This is a genomic window from uncultured Modestobacter sp. (assembly GCF_947486615.1).
Classification (GTDB): Bacteria; Actinomycetota; Actinomycetes; order Mycobacteriales; family Geodermatophilaceae; genus Modestobacter.
On record NZ_CANKUD010000014.1, the window covers coordinates 20,804 to 44,553 of the forward strand.

20 protein-coding genes are annotated in these 23,750 nt (G+C 74.2%); 12 read left to right on the forward strand and 8 right to left on the reverse strand.

The features are described 5' to 3' along the window. Positions 1–113 precede the first annotated feature (113 nt). The 9 genes from Q1A09_RS20190 (at position 114) to Q1A09_RS20230 (ending at position 12,221) form a co-directional block, all read left to right on the forward strand. On the forward strand, positions 114–590 hold the full coding sequence (locus Q1A09_RS20190) for an NUDIX hydrolase (protein ID WP_299959276.1): 477 nt from the start codon (positions 114–116) through the stop codon (positions 588–590). Then, entirely contained in the window at positions 587–2,977 is a 2,391-nt protein-coding gene (locus Q1A09_RS20195) for a DUF6049 family protein (protein ID WP_299959278.1), read from the forward strand. The genes Q1A09_RS20190 and Q1A09_RS20195 overlap by 4 nt, the downstream gene beginning before the upstream one ends. Beyond that, positions 2,974–5,118 carry a murein biosynthesis integral membrane protein MurJ gene (murJ, locus tag Q1A09_RS20200; RefSeq protein WP_299959280.1) on the forward strand — a complete coding sequence of 715 codons (2,145 nt, stop codon included), beginning with the start codon at positions 2,974–2,976 and terminating at the stop codon, positions 5,116–5,118. Before Q1A09_RS20195 ends, murJ begins: the two co-directional genes overlap by 4 nt. Before the next feature lie 70 nt (positions 5,119–5,188). Next, the gene (locus tag Q1A09_RS20205; protein ID WP_299959283.1) at positions 5,189–6,823 is read left to right on the forward strand and encodes a hypothetical protein; all 1,635 of its coding nucleotides are present in this window, start codon (positions 5,189–5,191) and stop codon (positions 6,821–6,823) included. A gap of 69 nt (positions 6,824–6,892) precedes the next feature. Continuing rightward, a complete protein-coding gene (trxB, locus tag Q1A09_RS20210; RefSeq protein ID WP_366139813.1) occupies positions 6,893–7,909 on the forward strand; it encodes a thioredoxin-disulfide reductase in 1,017 nt (338 codons plus the stop codon). A 134-nt stretch (positions 7,910–8,043) separates the two neighbouring features. Next, positions 8,044–8,370, forward strand: a complete 327-nt coding sequence (gene trxA / locus Q1A09_RS20215; RefSeq protein ID WP_153359386.1) for a thioredoxin — start codon at positions 8,044–8,046, stop codon at positions 8,368–8,370. Between the two features lie 212 nt (positions 8,371–8,582). Then, positions 8,583–9,710 carry an N-acetylmuramoyl-L-alanine amidase gene (locus Q1A09_RS20220; RefSeq protein WP_299959312.1) on the forward strand — a complete coding sequence of 376 codons (1,128 nt, stop codon included), beginning with the start codon at positions 8,583–8,585 and terminating at the stop codon, positions 9,708–9,710. Between the two features lie 70 nt (positions 9,711–9,780). Next, entirely contained in the window at positions 9,781–11,220 is a 1,440-nt protein-coding gene (locus Q1A09_RS20225; protein ID WP_299959315.1) for a PLP-dependent aminotransferase family protein, read from the forward strand. Beyond that, positions 11,217–12,221 (forward strand): D-alanine--D-alanine ligase, encoded by a 1,005-nt coding sequence (locus Q1A09_RS20230; RefSeq protein WP_299959318.1) that lies wholly within the window; start codon positions 11,217–11,219, stop codon positions 12,219–12,221. Before Q1A09_RS20225 ends, Q1A09_RS20230 begins: the two co-directional genes overlap by 4 nt. A 51-nt stretch (positions 12,222–12,272) precedes the next feature. Here the strand turns inward: Q1A09_RS20230 and Q1A09_RS20235 are convergent, their stop codons facing one another. From Q1A09_RS20235 to rpmH, 8 genes are all read right to left on the reverse strand, one after another. Beyond that, on the reverse strand, positions 12,273–13,313 hold the full coding sequence (locus Q1A09_RS20235) for a ParB/RepB/Spo0J family partition protein (protein WP_299959321.1): 1,041 nt from the start codon (positions 13,311–13,313) through the stop codon (positions 12,273–12,275). A 67-nt stretch (positions 13,314–13,380) separates the two neighbouring features. After that, positions 13,381–14,463 (reverse strand): ParA family protein, encoded by a 1,083-nt coding sequence (locus tag Q1A09_RS20240; protein ID WP_366139815.1) that lies wholly within the window; start codon positions 14,461–14,463, stop codon positions 13,381–13,383. Positions 14,464–14,539: 76 nt separating this feature from the next. Continuing rightward, the gene (gene rsmG, locus Q1A09_RS20245) at positions 14,540–15,256 is read right to left on the reverse strand and encodes a 16S rRNA (guanine(527)-N(7))-methyltransferase RsmG (protein ID WP_299959324.1); all 717 of its coding nucleotides are present in this window, start codon (positions 15,254–15,256) and stop codon (positions 14,540–14,542) included. Continuing rightward, positions 15,253–15,933, reverse strand: a complete 681-nt coding sequence (locus tag Q1A09_RS20250) for a protein jag (protein WP_299959327.1) — start codon at positions 15,931–15,933, stop codon at positions 15,253–15,255. Before Q1A09_RS20250 ends, rsmG begins: the two co-directional genes overlap by 4 nt. Before the next feature lie 91 nt (positions 15,934–16,024). Next, positions 16,025–17,134, reverse strand: coding sequence for a membrane protein insertase YidC (gene yidC / locus Q1A09_RS20255; RefSeq protein ID WP_299959330.1), 1,110 nt, complete (start codon positions 17,132–17,134; stop codon positions 16,025–16,027). Beyond that, positions 17,127–17,513, reverse strand: coding sequence for a membrane protein insertion efficiency factor YidD (gene yidD / locus Q1A09_RS20260; protein ID WP_299959336.1), 387 nt, complete (start codon positions 17,511–17,513; stop codon positions 17,127–17,129). Before yidD ends, yidC begins: the two co-directional genes overlap by 8 nt. Beyond that, positions 17,510–17,896, reverse strand: coding sequence for a ribonuclease P protein component (rnpA, locus tag Q1A09_RS20265; protein ID WP_299959339.1), 387 nt, complete (start codon positions 17,894–17,896; stop codon positions 17,510–17,512). The genes yidD and rnpA overlap by 4 nt, the downstream gene beginning before the upstream one ends. Before the next feature lies 1 nt (position 17,897). Continuing rightward, the gene (rpmH, locus tag Q1A09_RS20270; protein WP_056296149.1) at positions 17,898–18,035 is read right to left on the reverse strand and encodes a 50S ribosomal protein L34; all 138 of its coding nucleotides are present in this window, start codon (positions 18,033–18,035) and stop codon (positions 17,898–17,900) included. Between the two features lie 660 nt (positions 18,036–18,695). On the opposite strand from rpmH, the gene dnaA reads away from it, so the two are divergent. The 3 genes from dnaA (at position 18,696) to gnd (ending at position 23,670) form a co-directional block, all read left to right on the forward strand. Then, positions 18,696–20,522 carry a chromosomal replication initiator protein DnaA gene (gene dnaA, locus Q1A09_RS20275; protein ID WP_299959352.1) on the forward strand — a complete coding sequence of 609 codons (1,827 nt, stop codon included), beginning with the start codon at positions 18,696–18,698 and terminating at the stop codon, positions 20,520–20,522. Positions 20,523–21,342: 820 nt separating this feature from the next. After that, entirely contained in the window at positions 21,343–22,503 is a 1,161-nt protein-coding gene (gene dnaN / locus Q1A09_RS20280; protein WP_299959355.1) for a DNA polymerase III subunit beta, read from the forward strand. 132 nt (positions 22,504–22,635) lie between these two features. Beyond that, positions 22,636–23,670 (forward strand): phosphogluconate dehydrogenase (NAD(+)-dependent, decarboxylating), encoded by a 1,035-nt coding sequence (gnd, locus tag Q1A09_RS20285; protein WP_299959357.1) that lies wholly within the window; start codon positions 22,636–22,638, stop codon positions 23,668–23,670. Positions 23,671–23,750: the final 80 nt, after the last annotated feature.

Consider the following 23,750-nt stretch of genomic DNA (forward strand, 5'->3'; position numbering starts at 1 on the left):
ACCGCCGGGGGGACGGGCGCGGGTGGTGGGGTCGGGCCGGAGGGGGCGCGACGCGACGGCTCTGTTGACACGACGATCGAGGGTAGTGCCGTCCCGCGCGCTACCCTCCTGGCATGGCTGGGACGGGCGGGCGGCAGCGCCCCGGCCGCCGCCTGCGCCGCGTCGACGAGACCTCGGCCGGCGGCCTGGTGGTGGCCGACGACGACGGCACCGGCCCCCGCGCGGCCCTGATCGGCCGCACCGACCGCCGTGGCCGGCTGCTCTGGTCGCTGCCCAAGGGGCACATCGAGCAGGGTGAGACCCCGGAGGACACCGCCGTCCGCGAGGTCGCCGAGGAGACCGGCATCATCGGCGAGGTCGTCGCCCCGCTCGGCATCATCGACTTCTGGTTCGTCGCCGACGGGCGCCGGGTGCACAAGACGGTGCACCACTTCCTGCTGCGGGCCGTCGGCGGCGCGCTCTCCGACGCCGACATCGAGGTCACCGAGGTCGCCTGGGTGCCGCTGACCGAACTCGGCGGGCGGCTGGCCTACGCCGACGAGCGCGCGTTGGTGGAGCGCGCGCCGGGCCTGCTGGCCGACAGCGCGTGAGACGGCGGGCCGCCGGCCGCGCCGACGGTCGCCCCCGGACCCTCCTCGCCGCCTCTGGGTCGCCGCTGGGCGCCTGCTCCGGCCGGGTGGCGGCGCTGGCCGCGGTGCTGACGCTGGGCACCGGGCTGACGCTGGGCGCCGGACTGGTGGCGCCGGCCGCCGGTGCGGCGCCCTCGGACACCGACGCCAGCGCCACCGACAGCGTCAGCGCACACCCGCTGCGGGTGACGGTGAGCCGGCTGGAGCCGAAGACGGTCACCCCCGGCGCGCAGATCGAGGTCACCGGCGCCCTGGTGAACGACAGCAGCGACACCTGGACCGACCTGGAGGTGCGCCTGCAGCGGGGGGACCGGATCGCCACCCGCGCCGGCCTGGCCGACGACGTCGACGACCCCGGCGACGCCACCGCCGCCACCGCCCCGTTCCGGCCGGTGGACGGCGAGCTGGCGCCCGGCGGCTCGCTGCCCTTCAGCTACACCACCACGGCCGAGGAGCTGCGGATCGGTCCGGACGGCGTCTACCCGGTGCTGGTCAACGTCAACGGCGTCCGGTCCGGCAGCGGCACCGAGCGCGCCGGCGAGCTGTGGACCCACCTGGTCGCCCAGTCGCCCACCCCGGCGACCCGGACGTCGGTGGCCTGGCTCTGGCCGCTGACCGACGAGCCCCACCGGGACGCCGCCGGTGCGTTCACCGACGACGACCTGGCCACCGAGGTCGCCGACGGCGGCCGGCTGGACCGGGCGGTCGAGGTGCTCGAACGGATCCCGGAGGCCCCGGGCGGTGACGGGCCGGCCGTGCCGGTGACGCTCGCGGTGGACCCGGCCCTGCTCGAGGAGCTGGCGGTGATGGCCGACGGCCCCTACACCGCCGGTGGCGAGCAGGGCACCGGCACCGAGGACGCCGCCGACCTGCTCGACCGGCTGCGGGCCGTCGCCGGCGAGCAGGACGTGGCGGTGCTGCCCTACGCCGACGTCGACGGGGACGCCCTCGTCGCGGCCGGGCTGCCGGGCGTGCTGGCCCGCACGCTGCCGGGCACCGCGGAGGGCGTCGCCCGCCAGCCGCTGGACGACGACGGCACGGCGGCGACCTCGCCGACCACCGAGCCGGGCGACGCCGCGGGTGAGCCCGCGCCGGCCGCCGAGGAGACCGCCTCGACCAGTGCGGGCGCCGAGGTGGTCCGCGAGGTGCTGGGCGTTGCGCCGCGCACCGACCTGGCCTGGCCGGTCGGTGGCACCGTCCGCGCGGACACCCTCGACGTGCTGCAGGCCGGCGGGGCCGGCACGGTCGTGCTGGCCGAGCAGGGGCTGACCGAGGGCGGCCGTGCCGTCGGCGAGGACGGCGACCCGGCGACGGCCCGCGGCACCCTGACCACCGCCGGCGGTGAGGTGACCGCGCTGGTGGCCGACGGCCGGCTGGCCGACGCCGTCGCCGGGGCCACCCCCGACTCCGGCGTCGGTCGGCTGGCCGAGCAGCGCTACCTGGCCGAGCTGGGTGCGCTCACCACGCAGCTGGCCGAGCGTGCGCCCGGCACGCCGCAGACCGTGCTCGTCGTCCCGCCCCGCCTGGTCGACCCCGACGTGGACAGCGTCGCGGCGATGATCACCGACAGCATCACCCAGCCCTGGCTCGCCCCGGTCCCGGTGCCGGCGCTGGAGGCGGGGCCGGCCGCCGCGACCGGGGACCTGGTGCCCGGTGCCGAGCTCTTCCTCCCCACCGAGGGCATGGCCGCGATCGCCGAGAGCGTCCGGGTACGGGACGACTTCGCGGCCGCGGTCGACGACCCCGGCACCGAGCTGGCCGGCTACGACGCCGCGCTGGCCCGGGCGGCGTCCGGGCAGTGGCGCGACGACACCGACGGGTTCGCCGACGCGGTCGCCCAGCTGCGCGAGACCATGACCGACCTGCGCCAGCAGGTCACGTTGCTCGCCCCCGTGGAGGGCACCTACAGCCTGGCCTCGAGCAGCGCGCCGCTGATCCTCACCGTGCAGAACGACCTGCCCTTCGCCGTCCAGGTCCGGCTGGAGCTGAGCACCCGCGGCGCGGTCGGGCTGACCACCGAGGACATCGGTGTGCAGACCCTGCCGCCGCTGTCCCGCACCCCGCTGGAGGTGCCCACCCAGGTGCGGCAGTCCGGTGGCTTCGCGGTCACCGCGCTGCTGACCACCCCCGGTGGCGTCCCGCTGGGCGAGCCGGTGGAGATGCAGGTCAAGAGCACCGTCTACGGGCCGATCACCCTCGGGCTCACCATCGGGGCGGCCGGCCTGCTGGGGCTGCTGTTCCTGCGCCGCGGCGTCCTGTTCCTGCTCAAGCGCCGTCGCGGGGAGACCACGGACGACGCCGCCGCGCACGGCGTCGGTTCCCAGCCGCCGACCCGGAGCCCGGTGTGACCGGCAGCCGCCGTCCCGGCCCACCGGACCAGCAGCGCGCCGACGACGGCCGGGAGGCGCCCCGCCCGGAGCGCCCACGGCCGGCCGTCCCGCTGCCCCCACCGCCGTACCGCGGTGCCCCGTCCACCGGAGCCGGCCCCGCCGCACCGCAGCCGCGTCCGGCCGCCCCCGCCGGGGAGGCGGCCCCGGCTGCCCGGCGGCCGACGCCTCGCCCGCTGCCCCCACCGCCGGGCTACCCGGGCGCCCGGCCCGCTGCCGGGCAGCCCGCCGTGCCACCGCTGTCCGCGGGTCCGCCGTCGCCCGCCGTCCCGGCACCTCCCGCGCCGGCACCTCCGCTGCCGGCCGACGCCGCCCGGCGGCGTGCGCCGCTGCCCCCGGTGCCCCCACCGGCGCGGCCGCGCCGCTTCGTGCCCGGTCCGGACGACACCCAGCTGATCCCGGTCGTCCCCGCGCTGCCCCGGTACCTGGAGGAGGAACCGGACGAACCCGAGGACGGCGGCGCCGACGGCGGCAGCTCCCGGGGGAGCCGGAGCGTCCTGCGGGCGGCCGGCACCATGGCCGTGGCCAGCCTGGTGTCGCGGCTCACCGGCTTCCTCCGCACCGTGGTGCTCACCGCCGCGCTCGGCTTCGCGGCGGTCGGCAACGCCTACACGGTGGCCAACACGCTGCCCAACATCGTCTACGAGCTGCTGCTCGGTGGGGTGCTCACCTCGGTCGTCGTCCCCTTGCTGGTCAGCGCCCAGGAGCGGGACGCCGACGGCGGCGTGAAGTACACCCAGCGGCTGCTCACCCTGGCCACCGTGGGGCTGGCCGCGCTCACCGTGCTGGCCGTGCTGGCCGCACCGGCCCTGACCTGGCTGATGGGCATCCGGGACAACCCGGACCAACCCGGCCAGGTCGAGCTGGCCAACTGGCTGGCCCGGATCCTGCTGGTGGAGATCGTGTTCTACGGGATCGGGGCGCTCGCCACGGCGGTGCTCAACTCCCGGCAGGTGTTCGGACCGCCGGCCTGGGCGCCGGTGCTGAACAACGTGGTGGTCATCGCCACCGGCGCGGTCTTCCTGCTCGCCTCCGGTCCCGGGGAGCTCACCGCGCTCACCATCACCCCCTTCCAGGTCTGGCTGCTCGGCATCGGCACCACCCTGGGCATCGCCGTGCAGGCCTTCGTGCTGCTGCCGCTGCTGCCCCGGAACGGCGTCCCGCTGCGGCCCCGCTGGGGGCTGCGCGGCACCGGGCTGGGCGAGGCCGGCACGCTCGGGCTCTGGGTGATCGGCTACGTGCTGGTCAGCCAGATCGGCGTCGTCGTGGCCAGCATCGTGGCCAACGCCGCCGCCGACGCCGGTGGTCTCGGCCCGTTCGCCTTCAGCAACGCCAGCCTGCTGTTCCAGATGCCCTACGGGATCATCGGCGTCGCGCTGCTCACCGCGCTGCTGCCCCGGATGAGCCGGGCCGCCGCCCGGCACGACACCGACGGCGTGGTCGCCGACCTCTCGCTGGGCACCCGGCTGTCGGCCACCGGCCTGCTGCCGGTCACCGCGCTGCTGATGGTGCTCGGCCCGGCCGTCGGCGTCCTCGCCTTCGCCCGCGGCGAGGCCGACCTGAGCGACGCCCGCGGGGTGGGCGTCGCCCTCGCGTTCGGGGCGTTCGGGCTGCTCCCGATGGCGGTGACCCTGCTCCAGCTGCGGGTCTTCTACGCCATGAAGGACGCCCGCACCCCGACGCTCATCCAGGTCGCGATGGTCGCCGTCCGGGTGCCGTTGCTGCTGCTGGTGCCGGTGCTGGTGAGCCCCGAGCACGTCGTCGCCGGGCTGATGGTGGCCACCAGCGCCACCTACGTCGCCGGCTGGGTGGTCGGCAGCATCGCGCTGCAGCGGAAGCTGGGCGTCCGGGTGAGCGCCGAGGCCTCGACCACCGCGCTGCAGATGGCCGGTGTCTCCGCCGTCGCCGGGGCGCTGGGCTGGGTCGTCGTCTCGCTGGCCGGTCGTTACCTGGGTGAGTCCTCGGCGGGCTCGCTCGCGACCGTCGTCCTCGGTACCGTGGTGGTGGGCAGCGCGGTCGTCGCGGGTGCCGTGGTGGTCGGCGTACCGGAGCTCCGGGACGCAGTGGCCGGCGTCCGGTCTCGACTGGGACGGTCACGGTGATCCGACGGTCCGATGCCCGACCCGGGGGCGCCGTCCCCGGCCGTGAGCGAGCAGGGGGTCGGCAGCGTCCGTGACGTCGACGACCACTGGCCTGCCCGACCGGTACCGCCCGCTCGACCAGGTGGCCCCCGACGAGCAGACCCCGACCGGGGTCATCCGCTCCTGGCGCGCCCGCGACCGGGTGCTGAACCGCGACGTGCTGCTGCGGGTGCACACCCCCGGCGGCCCGGCCGCCCGGGAGTGGATCAACCGCGCGCTGACCGCGGGCGGACTGGCCACCCCGGCGCTGGCGATGGTCTACGACGCCGCGGAGGGCACCGGGGGCACCGAGTCCGGCAGCGCCGCGTACGTGGTCAACGAGTGGATCGACGGCACCCGGCTGTCGGACTGGCTGGCCACCGAGGGCCCGCTGCCGGAGCGGGAGACGCGGGCCGTCGTCCGCCGGCTGGCCGAGGGCGTCGCCGAGGCCCACCGGGTCGGTCTCGCCGTCGGCGGCCTGACCCCCGACCACGTCGTGCTCCGCCCGGGCGGCCTGGTCGGGCTGCTGTCCGTGCCGGCCGCCAGCGGCACCGAGAAGGGCGACATCACCGCCCTCGGGGCGCTGCTGGAGCTCTGCCTCACCGGCCGGCGCTCCGACCTCCCCGGCGCCGGTCCGGTGCACATCAGCTCACCGGACCTGGCCGCGCTGGTCCGGCGTGCCCGCTCCGACGACCCGGCGACCGGGCTGTCCAGCGTCAGCACGATGGTCTCCCTGCTCGCCGACCGCCCCCGCGCCACCACCGGCCCGCAGGAGGCCACCGGCCCGGACGCCGGCATCGACAGCGGCTGGATGCGCCGGCTCCGCGACCGCCGTGACCTGGCCGACGCCGAGGAGGCCCGGTCGGCCGACGACGGCGAGCGGCCCGTCCGGCTCGACCGGTCGACCCTGCCCCCCGTCCCCGGGGCCGCGCTGGCCCGTCCGCTGGCCGCCCGGCACGCCCGTCCGGCCGACGACGAGGACGACCTGGACCTCGGTGAGACCTTCACCGCGCTGGACGACCGGGAGCGCCCGCCGGCGGGCGCCGAGCCCACCGCCCGGCGCCGGCTGGCCGTCGTCGGCCTGCCCCTCCTGGCCCTGGTGCTGGTCATCGCCATCGGCTGGTGGTTCGGCACGAACGTGCTCTCCGTGGCGGGCAACGTCGGCGAGGACCCGACCGGCTCGGTGCCCTCGGTCAGCGCCCCGGCCGACGGCGGCGCGGCGGAGGCCCCGGTCGCCGGGAGCCCCGTGCCGATCGCGGCGGCCACCGTGTTCGACCCCTTCGGTGACGGCGAGCCGGAGAACGACGACGCCGTCCCGCTCAGCTTCGACGGCGACCCGACCACCAGCTGGTCGACGCTGACCTACCGGGGCTCGGCCGACTTCGGCAACCTCAAGCCCGGCGTCGGCGTGCTGTACGACCTGGGCAGCGAGCAGTCGCTGGGCGGGGTCACGGTGCAGACGACGCTGCCCGGCGCGACGGTCGAGGTGCGCACCGGCGGCGCACCCGACGGCGACCTCGAGGCGTTCACCGTCGCCGCCGGCGGCGAGCTGGGTGGCAGCGACGACCTCGCCTTCGACACGCCGGTGACCAGCCGGTACGTGCTGGTCTGGGTGACCGGCCTGGTGGCCGTGGACGACGGCTTCACCGCCGACCTCGCCGAGGTCACCGTCACCACCGCCGGCTGAGACGGGACCGTTCCCCCGCCGGGGTGGGGTCGGGGCGGCGCGGGGAATGGCGCACCTACCCTGTCCGTTGTGCGCCCCGTGACGACGAACCAGCCGACGCCCGGTCCCGCGGTCTCGACCGACGGGCCGCCCGCCATCCCCCCGGCGGAGCACGACGGGGTCCGTGACCTGATCATCATCGGGTCGGGCCCTGCCGGGTACACCGCTGCCACGTACGCCGCCCGCGCGAACCTGCACCCCCTGGTCTTCGAGGGCTCGCAGTTCGGTGGCGCGCTGATGACCACCACCGAGGTGGAGAACTTCCCCGGCTTCCCCGAGGGCGTCCAGGGCCCCCAGCTGATGGACGACATGCGCACCCAGGCCGAGCGCTTCGGCGCCGAGCTGGTCGCCCGTGACGTGACCGAGGTCGACCTCACCGTCGACCCGAAGATCGTCAAGGTCGGCGACGAGGTGCACCGCGCGCACGCGGTGATCGTCGCCACCGGCTCCAAGTACCGCTACCTCGGCCTGGACAACGAGCAGCGCCTGCTCGGCCGCGGCGTCTCCGCATGCGCGACCTGCGACGGTTTCTTCTTCCGCGACCAGGACATCGTGGTCGTCGGCGGTGGCGACTCCGCGATGGAGGAGGCCACCTTCCTCACCCGCTTCGCCAGGTCGGTCACCGTGGTGCACCGCCGTCCGGAGCTGCGGGCGTCGAAGATCATGCAGAAGCGCGCCCAGGACAACGAGAAGATCCGCTGGGCACTGGGCAAGCAGGTCACCGACGTCCACGGCGAGACCACCGTCGACTCGGTCGAGCTCACCGACGTCGCCACCGGCGCCACCGAGCAGCTGCCGGTCAGCGGCCTGTTCGTCGCCATCGGCCACGACCCCCGCACCGAGCTGTTCGTCGGGCAGTTGAAGCTGGACGACGAGGGGTACGTGGTGGTCGACCACCCGACCACCCGCACCAACATCGAGGGCGTGTTCGCCTGCGGCGACGTCGTCGACCGCATCTACCGGCAGGCGATCACCTCCTCCGGCACCGGCGCGGCCGCCGCGATCGACGCCGAGCGCTGGCTCGCCGAGACCTTCGACGAGCGCTGACTCCCGGGCCGGGCACACGACGACCCGGCTGCCCGGGCCGGGCACAGAACGACCCGGGCGCCCCGGCCGGGCATAGAACGACCCCAGCGCCTGTTCGACCCCACGTACCTCCGAGCAACCTCAGGGAGAACCCCATGGCAGGCAACACCGTGACGGTCACCGACGCCAGCTTCGCCAGCGACGTCCTGGGCAGCGACAAGCCCGTGCTGGTCGACTTCTGGGCCGAGTGGTGCGGGCCGTGCAAGATGGTCGCGCCGGTGCTCGAGGAGATCGCGGCGGAGCACGCCGACAAGCTCACGATCGCCAAGCTCAACATCGACGAGAACCCGCAGATCGCCCGCGACTACCAGGTCATGTCGATCCCGACGATGACGGTGTTCCAGGGCGGCAAGCCGGTCAAGAGCATCATCGGCGCCAAGCCCAAGGGCGCCATCCTGTCGGACCTCTCCGACTACATCTGATCTGCGCCGGCTCCGGCCGGCCCCGCGGACACCCGTCCGCGCTGCACCACTGACGAGGCCCGCCGGTCCACGGACCGGCGGGCCTCGCCGTGCTCCGGGCGTGCTGTCACGGCCCCGGTGCGCGCAGTGCGCGAGCACACCAGCGACAATCGACCTGACCCATCGCCGGTCCAGCACCGGCCCCCGACCCGAACAGGAGCGACGACCTGCACATGGACGTCCTGCGACTCGGCAGCACCGGCCCCGCCGTGGCCGAGGTGCAGTCAGTGCTCCGTTCCCTCGACCTGCTCGCCGGGGACGCCGCTGCGCCGGCGGGTGCGGCGGCCGACTACGACACCGGCACCGAGCTCGCCGTCCGGCACTTCCAGCAGGTCCGCGGGCTGACCGTCGACGGCCGGGTCGGCGACGAGACCTACCGGGCGTTGAACGAGGCCCGCTGGTCACTCGGCGACCGGCTGCTCCGGTTCGACCCCGAGCACCCCGCCCGGGGTGACGACGTGCGCCGGCTGCAGGAACTGCTGCTGGAGCTGGGCTACGACGCCGGCCCGGCCGACGGCATCCTCGGTGCCGACACCGAGACCGGGCTGCGTGGGTTCCAGCGCGACTACGGCCTGACCCCCGATGGCACCTGTGGCCCGGCGACCCTGCGGGCGCTCAAGCAGCTGGGCCGGCGGGTGACCGGTGGGCGTCCCCAGCTGCTGCGGCAGAGCGCCTCGATGGTGGAGTCCGGCTCGCACCTGATCGGCCGGGTCATCGTCATCGACCCCGGCCACGGCGGCGAGGACACCGGCTACACCGCCGGGGAGACCACCGAGTCCGACCTGGTCTTCGACCTGGCGTCCCGGATCGAGGGCCGGCTGGCCGCGGCGGGGGCCACCGTCTACCTGACCCGGGGTCGCACCGGCGACCCGAGCGCCGAGGACCGCACCGCCTTCGCCAACGAGGCCCGCGCCGACCTCTTCCTCTCCCTGCACATGGAGGCGCACGGTTCCGCGCACGCCCGCGGGGTGGCCAGCTACTACTACGGCACCGGTTCCGGGGCGAGCTCCACGGTGGGCGAGCAGTTCGCGAACCTGGTGCGCCGCGAGGTCATCGCCCGCACCGGCATGCTCGACTGCAGCTCGCACCCGAAGACCTGGGACATCCTGCGGATGACCCGCATGCCCGCTGTCCGGGTCGACTGCGGCTACCTCTCCCACCCGGTCGACCGGCTGCTCCTGCTGGACGCCCGGCTGCGCAGCACCATCGCCCAGGCCGTCGTCGCCGCCGTCCAACGGCTGTTCCTCCCCGCCGACGCCGACCCGCCCACCGGCACCTTCCTGCTGCCCGCCCGCTCCTGACGGCGACGGCCCCGTCGGGGGCGGTGCTCCTGCGGTCCGGCCCCGGGGGCGGCGGCTTACACTGCGACAGGTGACCCCTCCTGTGCCCGACCCCTCGGTCGGAACCGGTCAGGCCGGGGCGTACTCCAGCGGTGCGTCCCCGCACGTCTCCCCGCGGCACCCGCGGCTGGACCCCCTGGCAGACCGGTACGCAGCACGCACCCACGGGATGAAGAGCTCGGAGATCCGGGCGCTGTTCTCCGTGGTGAGCCGCCCCGAGGTGGTCTCCCTGGCCGGCGGCATGCCCGCGGTCACCGCCCTGCCGCTCGACGCGGTCGGCTCGATGATCGGTGAGCTCGTCTCCGGGATGGGCGCCCAGACCCTGCAGTACGGGTCCGGCCAGGGCGACCCCCGGCTGCGCGAGCGCATCTGCGACGTCATGGCCCTGGAGGGCATCACCGACGCCTCGCCCACCGAGGTCGTCGTCACGGTCGGCTCGCAGCAGGCGCTGGACCTGGTCACCCGGGTGTTCGTCGACCCCGGCGACGTCATCCTGGCCGAGGCGCCGTCCTACGTCGGTGCCCTCGGTGTCTTCCAGGCGGCCCAGGCACAGGTGCGGCACGTCGCGATGGACGACGACGGGCTGATCCCGGAGGCGCTGGAGCAGGCGCTGCTGGAGTGCCGGGCCCGCGGCGAGCGGGTCAAGTTCCTCTACACGGTGCCCAACTTCCACAACCCCGCCGGCGTGACCCTCAGCGAGCCCCGGCGGCAGGCCGTCGTCGCCCTCGCCGAGCAGTACGACCTGCTCGTCATCGAGGACAACCCCTACGGCCTGCTCGGGTTCGACCAGGAGCCGATGCGCGCGTTGCGGGCCCGCAACGCCGACCGGGTCATCTACCTGGGGTCGTTCTCCAAGACGTTCTCCCCGGGCCTGCGGGTGGGCTGGGTGCTGGCGCCGCTCGCCGTCCGGGAGAAGCTGGTGCTGGCCACCGAGGCGCAGGTGCTGTGCCCGCCCTCGCTCACCCAGTACGCCGTCGCCCGGTACCTGGACACCCAGCCGTGGCGCGAGCAGATCAAGGTCTTCACCGAGCTCTACCGCGAGCGGCGCGACGCCACGCTGGAGTCGCTGTCGGCGCTGATGCCCCCGGGCACCACCTGGACCCGCCCGGACGGCGGCTTCTACGTGTGGCTCAAGCTGCCCGACGGGCTGGACGCCAAGCTGATGCAGCCCCGTGCGGTCGCGGCCCACGTGGCCTACGTGCCCGGCATCGGCTTCTACGCCGACGGCTCCGGCCGCGAGTACATGCGGCTGTCCTACTGCTACCCCGAGCCCGACCGCATCCGAGAGGGTGTGCGCCGGCTGGCCCGGGTCATCGAGGCCGAGCTGGACCTGCACTCCACCTTCGACGCGGTCGACACCGGCACGTTCCGGGCGGTGAACCCGGCCACCGCCCGGCCGGCCGCCGACCGGGCCACCCCACCGCCGGTCATCGGCCCGGCGAACACCGACCAGGACGGGGACCGGCCATGACCGACCAGGCATCCGCACCGGTGGAGGCTCCCGAGGCACAGCGAGCCCCCTTGCGGGCCCTGGTGCTCGCCGGGGGTCTGACCTTCGAGCGGGAGGTCAGCATCAACTCCGGCGGTCAGGTCGTCGAGGCCCTGACCAGGGCCGGTGTCGACGCCGAGCTGCACGACGCCGACGCCGAGCTGCTCCCCGGGCTGGCCGCGTCGCCGGCCGACGCGGTCTTCATCGCCCTGCACGGGGCCACCGGCGAGGACGGCGCACTGCGCGCAGTGCTGGACCTGGCCGGCGTCCCCTACGTCGGCTCACCGGCGGCGGCCTGCCGGCTGGCCTGGGACAAGCCGGCCGCCAAGTCGGTCGTCCGCGCTGCCGGGCTGGCCACCCCCGACTGGGTGGCGCTGCCGCACAGCACGTTCCGCGAGCTGGGCGCCGGTGCGGTGCTCGACCTGATCGTCGCCCGGCTCGGCCTGCCGCTGATGGTCAAGCCCGCCTCGGGTGGGTCCTCGCTGGGCGTGCAGAAGGTCAGCCGGGTCGAGGACCTGCCCGCCGCGATGGTCAGCTGCTTCGCCTACGGCGACACCGTCATGGTCGAGCGCTACGTCGACGGCGTGGAGCTGGCCCTGTCCGTGATCGACCTGGGGGAGGGACCGGAGGCGCTGCCGGCGGTGGAGATCGCCCCGGAGTCCGGCGTCTTCGACTACACCTCCCGGTACACGCCCGGGCTCACCGAGTACCACGCGCCGGCGAGGGTCGGTGACGACGTCGCCGCCCGGGCTGCCGAGGTGGCGCTGCGCGTGCACCGCGCGCTCGGGCTGGCGGGTCTGTCCCGCACCGATGCGATCGTCACCCCGGACGGCGAGGTGCACTTCCTGGAGGTGAACGTCTCCCCGGGCCTCACCGAGACGTCGATGTTCCCGATGGCCGTGGAGGCCGCCGGGCTGCGGCTCGGCGACGTGTTGAGCAGGTTGCTCGCCCGGGCAGCGACCGAGGGCCCGATCACTCCCTGACGGCCCGCTGATCTGGGCCTGGTTGCGTCAGTGACGCAACCAGGCCCAGGTCTACGACTGAGGGCTACGACCGGTGATGTCGGGCGCCATCATGCCGACGATGCGCTGCAGGTCGTCGACCGAGCCGAACTCGACGACGATACGGCCCTTCGCCCGGCCGATCTGCACCTTGACCTTGGTCTCGAACACGTCGGAGAGCCGGCCGGCGAGGTCCTCGACCCCGGGCGCGGTGATCTTGCGCGCCGACCGGCGGGCGGCCGCCGGGGTGTCGGCGACCGCCATCGCGACCGCCTCCTCGGTGGCGCGCACCGACATGCCCTCGGCGACGATCCGGGTGGCGAGTGCGTCCTGTGCCTCGGCCTCGGGGAGACCGAGCAGTGCCCGGGCGTGACCGGCGGAGATCACGCCGGCGGCAACGCGGGTCTGCACCTTCACCGGCAGCTTCATCAACCGGATGGTGTTGGTGACCTGCGAGCGGCTGCGGCCGATCTTGCTGGCCAGCTCCTCGTGGGTGGCGCCGAACTCCTCCAGCAGCTGCTGGTAGGCAGCCGCCTCCTCCAGCGGGTTCAGCTGCACCCGGTGGATGTTCTCCAGCAGGGCATCGCGCAGCATCGCGTCGTCGGTGGTGTCCCGGACGATCGCCGGCACCGTCTCCAGCCCAGCCGCCCGCGAGGCCCGCAGCCGGCGCTCACCCATGATCAGCTCGTACCGACCGTCGGCCGCCTCGCGGACGACGATCGGCTGGAGCAGTCCGAACTCCCGGACGGAGTGGGTGAGCTCCTCCAGCGCCTCGTCGTCGAAGACCTGCCGCGGCTGCTTCGGGTTGGGGACCACGTCCCCGACCGGCACCTCGCGCAGCTGGGCGCCCGGCACGCCGGCCACCTCCTCGAGCGCGCGGGCCGGCAGCTCGTGCACCGACGCCGTCCGCTCCGGCGCCGCGGCCGGGGTGCCGCCGGCCTGCTCGACCGCCGATGCCGCCTCAGCTGCCTCAGCCGCCTCAGCAGCCCGGGCGGCAGGCGTCGCCGTCGGCGCCGGGGCGCTGGTGGGGATGAGGGCCGCCAGGCCCCGGCCGAGACCGCCGCGCTTGCTCACGAGTCCTCCTCGCTGGTGCCCGTGGTCCGCGGTCGCGGCCCGGGGATGTCGGTGGTGCGCCGAGCGGTCACGTCGCGTGCCGCCCGCGCGGAGCAGGGGTGGTCATCGGCTCGCCGAGCACGAGGGCGGCGACCGACGGCATGGTCGGCGGGCCGGCCACCGGTGGCGGGGGAGGAGCCGGGGCCTGCACGACCGGGGCGCTGGGTGCCGCCGGCAGGTCGGCACCGCGGTGGGCGAGCTCCCGCGCGGCCTCCACGTAGCTGGTGGATCCCCGGGAGCCCGGGTCGTAGGTGAGCACCGACTGTCCGTACCCCGGCGCTTCGCTCACCCGGACGTTGCGAGGGATGACCGCCTTGAGCACCAGGTCGCCGAAGTGGTTGCGCACCTCGTCGGCGACCTGGTCGGCGAGCTTCGTCCGGCCGTCGTACATGGTGAGCAGGATGGTGCTCACCGAGATCCCGGGGTTGAGGTGGGCCCGCACCAGGTCGATGTTGGAGAGCAGCTGACCCAGCCCCTCCAGGGCGTAGTACTCGCACTGGATGGGGATGAGCACCTCGTCCCCGGCCACCAGCGCGTTCAGCGTGAGCAGGCCGAGGGACGGCGGGCAGTCGATGAGCACGTAGTGCGGTCGCTGCTCCGCCGGGAGCTCGTGCAGGTACGTCTCGATCGAGCGGCGCAGCCGGTGTTCCCGGGCGACGACGGAGACCAGCTCGATCTCGGCGCCGGCCAGGTCGATCGTCGCCGGGACGCAGGACAGGTGCGGGCTGGCGGTGGTCGGGTGGGTGACCTCGGCCAGCGTGTTGTCCCCGACGAGGGCGTCGTAGATCGAGGGGGTGCCCACCGTGTGCTCGACACCGAGGGCGGTGCTCGCGTTGCCCTGCGGGTCGAGGTCGATGACCAGGGTGCGCAGCCCGTACATGGCCAGCGCCACGCCGAGGTTCACCGTCGAGGTGGTCTTCCCGACGCCGCCCTTCTGGTTGGCGATCGTGATGACCCGGATCCGCCCCGGTGCGGGGAAGGGGTCCTGGTCGGCCGCGTGCAGTACGCGGGTGGCCCGCATCGCCTCCATGGCGATCGGGCTGTCGAACTCGGCACCGACTGTCTGATCGGCAGCGAGATTGGAACGCAGCCGCTCGCCCGGGTCCGTCATCGGTGCGTCCTCCTCACCACCGTGTTCCACGTGGAACGCCGATGTCTCGCGGTGGCCAGTTCCACGTGAAACGGGGTCATCCAGACGTCGGGACGGAACGGGCCGAACCGCCCCGCGTCATGACCACCACGGTAGTGGCTGCGGCACCCAACTCCACACCGACCGCCCGGGTGTGCACGTCCCGCATCCCGGCGGCCTCCAGCTCCGGCACCAGGTCGGGCACCTCGGCCGCCGCCTTGGCGCCGACCAGTGCGATCAGCTGGGCACCGGGGGCCAGCAGCCCGCGACACCAACCGACCAGCCGGGGGAGCGGGGCGACCGCCCGGGCGGTGACGACGTCGACCTGACCGACCGCGCGCACCACTGAACGCTCCTCGGCCCGGCCACGGATGACCCGCCAGGGCGCACCGAGCTCGGCGACGACCTCCTGCAGGAACTCGACACGGCGGGCCATCGGCTCGACCAGGGTCAGCGTGACGTCGGGTCGGGCCAGCCCCAGGGGGATCCCGGGAAGACCGGCACCACTGCCGACGTCGACGACCCGGGCCCCCGCCGGCACGGCCTCGGCCAGCGCCACGCTGTTGAGCACGTGCCGCTCCCAGAGCCGGGGCACCTCCCGGGGTCCGATCAGACCACGGACGACGCCCTCGCCGGCGAGCAGGGCCACGTAGCGGGCCGCGTCGTCGATGGCCGCTCCGAACAGCCGGGCAGCCGAAGCGGGGGCTTCCGGAACCGGCTGGTCTCGCTGGTCGGTCGGGGTGTCCGCCCCGGCCGGGTCACCGGCGTCGCTCACCGCTCGGGCAGGACCACGACGCGGCGGTTCGGCTCCTCGCCCTCCGACTCGCTGTGCACGCCCTCGGCGGCGGCGATGACGTCGTGCACCACCTTGCGCTCGAAGGGGTTCATCGGCGCCAGCCGCTCGGCCGTGCCGCTCTGTGCCACCCGGTCAGCCGCAGCGGAGGCCAGGTCGGTGAGGTCGGCCCGCCGCTTGGCCCGGAAACCGCCGATGTCCAGCATCAGCCGGCTGCGGACGCCGGTGGACTGTGCCACCGCCAGCCGGGTCAGCTCCTGCAGCGCCTCCAGGGTGGCGCCGTCGGGACCGATGAGCGTCTTCAGCTCCCCACCGACCACGGCCACCGACGCCCGGTCGCCCTCGACGTCCAGGTCGATGTCGCCGTCGACGTCCAGGATGTCCAGCAGCCGCTCGAGGTAGTCGCCGGCGACGTCGCCCTCGCGGACGAGCAGGCCTTCGGCGCCGTCCTCGTCGTCGTCCGCCCCCTCGTCGTCCTGGCCCTCCTCCTCGACGTCCACCGGCTCGACGACGGCGTCCGCGGAGGCGGGGTCGGCGTCGGGCAGGGCGGGCTCACCGGAGCCGCCGGCCCGGGTGAGCACCGCGTCCGAGGTGGCCTCGGCCGTGGTGGCCGTATCGCTCGCGGGGTCGCTCACGGTGTCGTTGTCGGGTGCACTCACGGGGTCCTCCAAGGTCGTGCAGGCGGCCGGGCGAGCCCGGTGGTCGGGGGCCGGGCACTCGACGGGCGCGGGGCCCGGGTGCGCCGGTGCGTCAGCGGCGCTTGCGCTTGCCGCGGTTGGCCGGGCCGGCGGCCGACCGGCTCCCGGTCGAGCCCGATCGTGGTCGGTTCGACCCGGGAGGCCGGCCGTTGGCCTGGCCCGACGCCGGCCCGCCCTCGGTCGCACCGTCACCGATGGCGGGCGTCTCGCCGTCGACAGGGGCGTCCACCGGCTGGCCGTCCGCATCGACCGTGGACGCCGGCGCACCGGTGGCCGCACGGGTGCCCGGCTTCGGCCGGACCGGCTTCGCGCCGGGCTTGGGCGCCAGCGACTTCGGGTCGATCTGCGGCTTGTCGGCGGCGGCCTTGGCCAGGGCACCCGGCGACCCGGGCGGCGGCAGCTTCTTGAGGATGTAGAACTGCTGGCCCAGGGTCCACAGGTTGTTGGTGAACCAGTACAGCAGGACGCCGATCGGGAAGAAGAAGCCGGAGACGAAGAGGCTCAGCGGCATGCCGTAGAGCAGCAGCTTCTGCACCATCGCGGCCTGACCCTCGACCGGGCCGGACCGCTTCATGATCTGCTTCTGGGTGAAGAAGGTGGTCAGGCACATGATCACGATCAGCGCGAACGCGACGATCCGGATGTTGGTGTAGCCGACACCCGGCAGGGCCAGGATCAGCTGCTCCTTCTCCCCGGCCATGTTGAACGAGGAGGAGATCGGCGCACCGAACAGCTGAGCCGAGGCTGCCTGGTCGGTGAGGGTGTCGTCCCAGCTGTAGAGGCCGTCCTTGCCCGGCGCGATCCGCCGTAGCACGTGGAAGAGCGACAGGAAGATCGGGATCTGCGGGAGGATCGGCAGACAGCCGGCCAGCGGGTTGACCCCGCGCTCCTTCTGCAGCGCCATCATCGCCTGGCTGAAGCCCTGCTTGTCGCTGCCGTACTGCTTACGGAGCTTCTGGATCTCCGGCTGGATCTCCTGCATCGCGCGCTGGGACTTCACCTGCTTGACGAACAGGCGGAACAGCAGCACGCGGATGGTGACGACCAGGAAGACGATCGACAGCGCCCAGGTGATGCCGCTCGCGGGGTCGAGGAACGTGGAGAACAGTGAGTGCCACTGCTTCATCACCCACGCGATCGCGGTGTACAGCCAGTCAAGCAACGCCAGCCTCCTGCTGCGCAGACCGGCAGGGAGCCGGCGGGGTGGCACGGTCGGGACGACGTGTGCCGTCAGCCGTCGGGGCGGGACCGGCCTCGGGAGCCGGTTCCTGTGCCGTGGTGCACGACGAGTGGGTGGCCTCGGCGGTTCCGCCCGCGCGGGGCGGAACCAGGTCGACGCCACCGGGGTGCCAGGGAGCGCACTTGGCCAGCCGGCGCACCGCCAGCCAGCTGCCGCGCCCGGCGCCGTGCACCTCGATGGCCTCGGCGGCGTAGGCGCTGCAGGTGGGGACGAACCGGCAGCGCGGCGGGAACGCCGGGCTGATCGCCCGCTGGTAGAAGCGGACGGCCGCCAGCAGCCCCCGACCGGGCGAGAGCCTCACGACCGTCGGGCCGGACGGTCGCCGAGCAGCCGCGCCAGGCCGGCGTCCAGGTCGCGGCCCAGCACGATGGAGTCGGCACCGGCCGCCTCCGGGCGGGCCCGCACGACCAGGTCGGCGGAGGCCGGGAGGCGGTGCAGCTGGGCAGCGACGAGGTGCCGCAGCTGGCGCGTCACCCGGTGACGGCACACGGAGTTGCCGACCGTCTTGCCGACCACGAAACCGGCCCGTGGCCCGGTCGAGGGGTCCAGCGGACCCCCGGTCCGGGCGACGGGCCGTTCGGGGAGGTAGTGCAGCACCAGGGTCGGACGCCCGGCACGCCGGCCGGACTTCACCACCGTGGTGAACTCCGGCCGCCGGCGCAGGCGTGCCTGCGCGGGCAGCACCTCAGGCGGAGAGCTTGTCGCGACCCTTGCGCCGGCGGCCGGCGAGGATGGCGCGACCGGCCCGGGTGCGCATGCGCAGCCGGAAGCCGTGGGTCTTGGACCGGCGGCGGTTGTTCGGCTGGAAGGTGCGCTTGCTCACGAGGGACTCCCACTGCTGACGACGTCGGTGCGGCGCGTACCCGGGTCGGGCAGCGCACGCGCGGGGGACGAGCTGGTCACCGAGCCGGGGCCCTGCGACCGACGCCCGGCACCCCGTGGCTGGTCTGCTGTGCACCGGCCCCGGCCACCCCGCAGGTGGGGGAGCACACCGGACCCTGTGCACAGACTCCGACCAGCATAGCCCAGACCCCGATGGTCCCGGTGCGCTGGCCGGACCGGTCATGGTGCACCGCGTCACCGTCCCCGGCTGCCGGACACGCCGTCGCTGGCACGGCGACCGGCTGGCTCGTCATTGCCTGCCTGTGGACGGGGCTGTTAGCGTCGCCGTCGCTCCGCGTTGGACGAACGGTGGCCGGTCCGTACGCCGATCCCGCCGTCCCGCCGGCCCGCACTCCATCCTCCCGACGTCCCGGCAGGGCACCGACCAGCGACGACGTCGGATCCCACCGCCGAGGACACCGGTACCGGGACCACGTGTCGCCGGGCGTGCACAGACTGTGGACACTCGTGTGGACAGCCGACCCCTGCACGTCCACAGCTGGGGAACGGACGGGGGATCCAGCGGGTCGTCTGCACCCGTCCCCACCTGTGGACGGCGGTGCGGAGCGCAGGACCGAAGGCACGAGAAGGGACACAGTCGATGGCCGACTCTCCGGTCGACCTGGCGACCGTCTGGGACCAGATCCGCGAGCGGCTCTCGACCAGTCTGTCCCCACAGCAGAAGGCGATGCTGGAACTCACCCGCCCCCTGGGGCTGGTCGAGGACACCGCCGTGCTCGCGGCCCCCAACGAGTTCACCCAGACCGTGCTCGAGTCCCGGATGCGGATGGTGCTGGCCGAGGCGCTGTCCGCGGAGTTCGGCCGGGCCATCCGGGTGGCCGTGCAGCTGGAGGACATGCCGGCGGCCCCGCCGCCGGAGCCGGCTCCGCTGCCCCGCCGGGTCGAGCCGGACAGCCGGCGCTGGGCGCCGGCCGAGCGCCCCGCCGAGGACGGCGCGCCGGACTGGTCGGCCGACGACCGGCTGACCCAGGAGCGGCTCACCCAGGACCGGATCGCCCACGACCGCGCGTCCGAGGAGCTGGCCGCCCGGGAGCGGGCGGCGCACGACCGGGCCGCCGAGGACCGGGCCGACCGCGACCGGGTGGACGACGGACGCAGCGCCTTCGGGGTGCGCACCGACGCCCCGCGGCCGGAGGCCTGGCTGCCCGAGTCCGGTGACGGCCGCGACTGGTCCCGTGGCTCCGCGGCCGCCGAGGCCGACGGCGGCCCGCGACGGCTGGCGCCCTGGGACCGCGAGCCCGGTGACGACGACGGCAACGGCGCCGCCGGCCCCACGGGGCAGACCGGCGAGGGCGAGCGCCGGCCGGCGGACCGGTCCGGTCGCGGAGCCGGTGCGGTCCCGCTGTTCGCCGACCGGCGGCCCGGCGGGCTGGACCCCGGGCTGAACGCCAAGTACGTCTTCGACAGCTTCGTCATCGGCAACAGCAACCGGTTCGCGCACGCCGCGGCCGTGGCCGTGGCGGAGGCGCCGGCCCGGGCCTACAACCCGCTGTTCATCTACGGCGACTCCGGGCTGGGCAAGACGCACCTGCTGCACGCGATCGGCCACTACGCGGCACGGATGTTCCCCAACGTGCGGGTGCGGTACGTCAGCACGGAGGAGTTCACCAACGAGTTCATCAACCTGGTGCACTCCGGCCGGGCCGAGGACTTCCGGCGCCGCTACCGGGACATCGACTTCCTGCTGATCGACGACATCCAGTTCCTGGAGCGCGCCGAGCGCACCCAGGAGGAGTTCTTCCACACCTTCAACACGCTGCACAACGCCAGCAAGCAGATCGTCATCACCTCCGACCGCGCGCCGAAGAAGCTGACGACGCTGGAGGACCGGCTGCGGACGCGGTTCGAGTGGGGCCTCATCACCGACGTCCAGGCGCCGGACCTGGAGACCCGCATCGCGATCCTGCGGAAGAAGGCCTACGGCGAGCGGCTGCAGGCGCCGGACGCGGTGCTGGAGTTCATCGCCAGCAAGGTGCAGACCAACATCCGCGAGCTCGAGGGCGCGCTGATCCGGGTCACCGCCTTCGCCAGCCTGAACAAGCAGCCGGTCGACCTGTCGCTGGCAGAGCTGGTGCTCAAGGACCTGATCAGCGACGAGCAGGGCCCGCAGATCACCGCGGCGATCATCATGGCCGCCACCGCGGAGTACTTCTCCGTGACGATGGAGGAGCTGCAGGGGGCCAACCGCAGCCGCACGCTGGTCAACGCCCGGCAGATCGCCATGTACCTGTGCCGTGAGCTCACCGAGCTGTCGCTGCCGCGGATCGGCGCCTCCTTCGGCGGCAAGGACCACACCACGGTCATGCACGCGGTCAAGAAGATCACCGGCCTGATGAGCGAGCGCCGGGCCACCTACACCCAGGTCACCGAGCTCACCGCCCGGATCAAGAGCCGCGCCCGCCAGTGACGCCCGCGCCGGCGGTCCGCGGGTCGGACCGCCGGCGACCTGGCCCAGCCCGGCCCCGTGTACCGCCGCCGGCCCTCTCGGCACGTGAGCCGGCGGGCTCCGCAGTCGTCCCCTGACCACGGGCCTCGATCGGGTGTCAGCACCCCGTAGCCAGTGACCCTGCGCGCAGGAGTCGTCACCCGTCAGCGGTACATGTCGCCTTGTCCCCAGATCTGTGCACAGCCTGGGGAGAGCGGTCACCCACCGTCCGCAGCCTGGTCAGCTCCGCCGCCCGCCCGCTGCCTGCGCCGTCCGTGCAGGTCAGTGGCGTGCGCCCGCGACGGCGCCGTCCCCTGCGTGTCCACAAGTCGCCCACCGGGGGCGGTGGACAGCAGGTCGTCGTCCCCGGGGATGGGGACGAGCCTGCGGGGAAGGAGGGGACGCGGGGTGGAGAGCGGCCGGTGACGGTGCACGGCGGTCGAGTTGTCCACGTGTCGACACAGGTCGGGGGTCACCGGCCCACAGCGGGCCAACAGGCCCGAACCGGGCCTGACCTGGGCAGAGGACCTCGTTCCCCAACATCCACACCCGTGATGACGAGGATGAGTGACTTCTCCCAAGGTGTTCTCGAACCACACTCTGGGTGGGGACGGTCCGGTGCGGGGCCTCGCGGCACCCGACCGGCAGAGCACCAGCAGCAGCTGCTCGGAGCAGCCGACAGAGGTCTCTCACCAGGGGACTGGTCAGGGAGGGGGCTGTTCGGGAGAGGATGGCGCCGCACACCGCGCAGGACCGGCCGGCGCAGGCAGCAGTGCAACACCAGCAAGGGGTGGGTTACGAGATGAAGTTCCGGGTGGCACGTGAGGTGCTCGCCGAGGCAGTCGCGTGGACGGCGCGCAGCCTGCCGCCGCGGCCGTCGGTGCCGGTGCTCGCCGGGATCATGCTGGAGGTCCAGGGCAGCCAGCTGTCGGTCTCCGGCTTCGACTACGAGGTGTCCGCCCGCTCGGAGATCGACGTCCAGTCCACCGAGGACGGCCGCACGCTGGTGCCCGGCCGGCTGCTCGCCGAGATCACCCGCGCGCTGCCCCCGCACCCGGTGGACGTCGTCGCCGAGGGCGCCCGGCTGGCGATCAGCTGCGGCAACGCCAAGTTCAGCCTGCCCACCCTGCCGGTGGAGGACTACCCCTCACTGCCCTCGATGCCCTCCACCGCCGGGGTCGTCGACAGCGACGCCTTCGCCGAGGCGGTCGGGCAGGTCGCCGTCGCCGCCGGCCGGGACGACACCCTGCCGATGCTCACCGGCGTCCGGCTGGAGATCGAGGACGACCTGGTCACCCTCGCCGCCACCGACCGGTACCGGCTCGCCGTCCGTGAGTTCGCCTGGCGCCCGGAGACCCCCGGTCTGTCGGCCGCCGTGCTCGTGCCGGCCCGCACGCTCGCCGACGCCGCGAAGACCCTGACCAGTGGCCCGGAGGTGGTGCTCTCGCTGTCCTCCGGCGGGTCCGGCGAGGGCATCCTGGGCATGTCGGGCAAGGACCGGCAGACCACCACCCGGCTGCTGGACGCCGAGTTCGTCAAGTACCGGGCGATCATGCCCAGCGAGTCGGCCTCCTTCGCCACGCTCCCGGTCGGGCTGTTCACCGACGCGGCCAAGCGCGTCGCCCTGGTGGCCGAGCGCGGCACCCCGCTGCGCTGCGAGTTCACCCCCGGCCAGGTCACCCTGCGGGCCGGCGGCACCGACGACGAGGGGCAGGCCGAGGAGCGCTGCGACGTCGAGTTCGACGGCGACCCGCTGACCATCGGCTTCAACCCGACGTTCCTGCTCGACGGCCTGGCGGCGGTGCACACCGAGCGCGCCCGGATGGACTTCACCACCGCGCTCAAGCCCGCGGTGCTGTCCGGGGTCGACGAGCCCTCGGCCGACGACACGGACGCCGGCCGGCCGGCCGAGCGGCCGGGCAGCTACCGCTACCTGATCATGCCGGTGCGCCTGCCCGGCTGACGAAGGACCACCTCGCCCCCCACCCGCTCGCACGCTGACGGGCGGGCCCCTGCGAGGCGGCCGTCCCAGCGGGGCACGGGGGTCGGGCGCGCGGGTGCTGGACGGGGCGAGCACGATGGGCGGCAGCGCGTGATGCGGGCCCGGCCCGCGTCCACCGGGCGCCGCAGCGGCGCGGCTGCCCACCGAGACCTGCCGCGGGAGCACCGCGGACCACGAGCGACAGACGAGACTGAGGAGCGGGACGTGCAGCTGGGGATGGTCGGGCTGGGCAAGATGGGCGGCAACATGGCCGAGCGGCTGCGCCGCGCCGGTCACGAGGTGGTCGGGTACGACGCGTTCTCCGACAAGCGGGACGTCGACAGCCTGGAGGCCCTGGTCGGTGCGCTCGAGGCGCCGCGCGTGGTCTGGGTGATGGTGCCCAGCGGCGAGCCGACCCGGACGACGGTGCGCGAGCTCGGCGAGCTGCTCAGCCCCGGCGACGTCGTCATCGACGGCGGCAACTCGAAGTTCACCGACGACCAGGTGCACGCCGAGGAGCTGGGCGCCAAGGGCCTGGGCTACATCGACGCCGGCGTCTCCGGCGGTGTGTGGGGCCTGGAGAACGGCTACGCCCTGATGGTCGGTGGGTCGAAGGAGGACGTCGCCAAGGCGCAGCCGGTCTTCGACGCCCTCCGGCCGCCGGCCCCCGCCGACGAGTCCGGCGAGGCGCTCCCCGGCGCGGGCTTCGTGCACGCCGGCCCGTGCGGTGCCGGCCACTTCGCCAAGATGGTCCACAACGGCATCGAGTACGCGATGATGCAGGCCTACGGCGAGGGCTACGAGCTGCTGGCCGCGGTCGACCTGATCGAGGACGTCCCCGGCGTCGTCGCCTCCTGGACCCAGGGCACGGTCATCCGCTCCTGGCTGCTGGACCTGCTGGTCCGCGCGCTGCAGGAGGACCCGGCGCTGGAGAAGATCTCCGGCTACGCCGAGGACTCCGGCGAGGGCCGCTGGACCGTCGAGCAGGCCATCGAGCACGCCGTCCCGATGCCGGCGATCTCGGCCTCGCTGTTCGCCCGGTTCGCCTCCCGCCAGGACGACTCGCCGACGATGAAGGCCGTCGCCGCGCTGCGGAACCAGTTCGGTGGGCACGCCGTCCGCGCCCAGGTGGCCGAAGACCCCGAGTGATGAAGGACCCCCTTGCCCCCCACCACTCGCAGGCTCGTGGCGGGACCCTGCAAGGGGGCCGTTCCAGGCCCGGCCGGAGG

Coding starts and splice junctions, on each gene's coding strand:
- Q1A09_RS20190 (WP_299959276.1), top strand. CDS start 114: ATGGCTGGGACGGGCGGGCGGCAGCGCCCCGGCCGCCGCCTGCGCCGC.
- trxA (WP_153359386.1), top strand. CDS start 8,044: ATGGCAGGCAACACCGTGACGGTCACCGACGCCAGCTTCGCCAGCGAC.
- Q1A09_RS20220 (WP_299959312.1), top strand. CDS start 8,583: ATGGACGTCCTGCGACTCGGCAGCACCGGCCCCGCCGTGGCCGAGGTG.
- Q1A09_RS20230 (WP_299959318.1), top strand. CDS start 11,217: ATGACCGACCAGGCATCCGCACCGGTGGAGGCTCCCGAGGCACAGCGA.
- Q1A09_RS20240 (WP_366139815.1), bottom strand. CDS start 14,463: ATGACGGACCCGGGCGAGCGGCTGCGTTCCAATCTCGCTGCCGATCAG.
- dnaA (WP_299959352.1), top strand. CDS start 18,696: ATGGCCGACTCTCCGGTCGACCTGGCGACCGTCTGGGACCAGATCCGC.
- dnaN (WP_299959355.1), top strand. CDS start 21,343: ATGAAGTTCCGGGTGGCACGTGAGGTGCTCGCCGAGGCAGTCGCGTGG.
- gnd (WP_299959357.1), top strand. CDS start 22,636: ATGCGGGCCCGGCCCGCGTCCACCGGGCGCCGCAGCGGCGCGGCTGCC.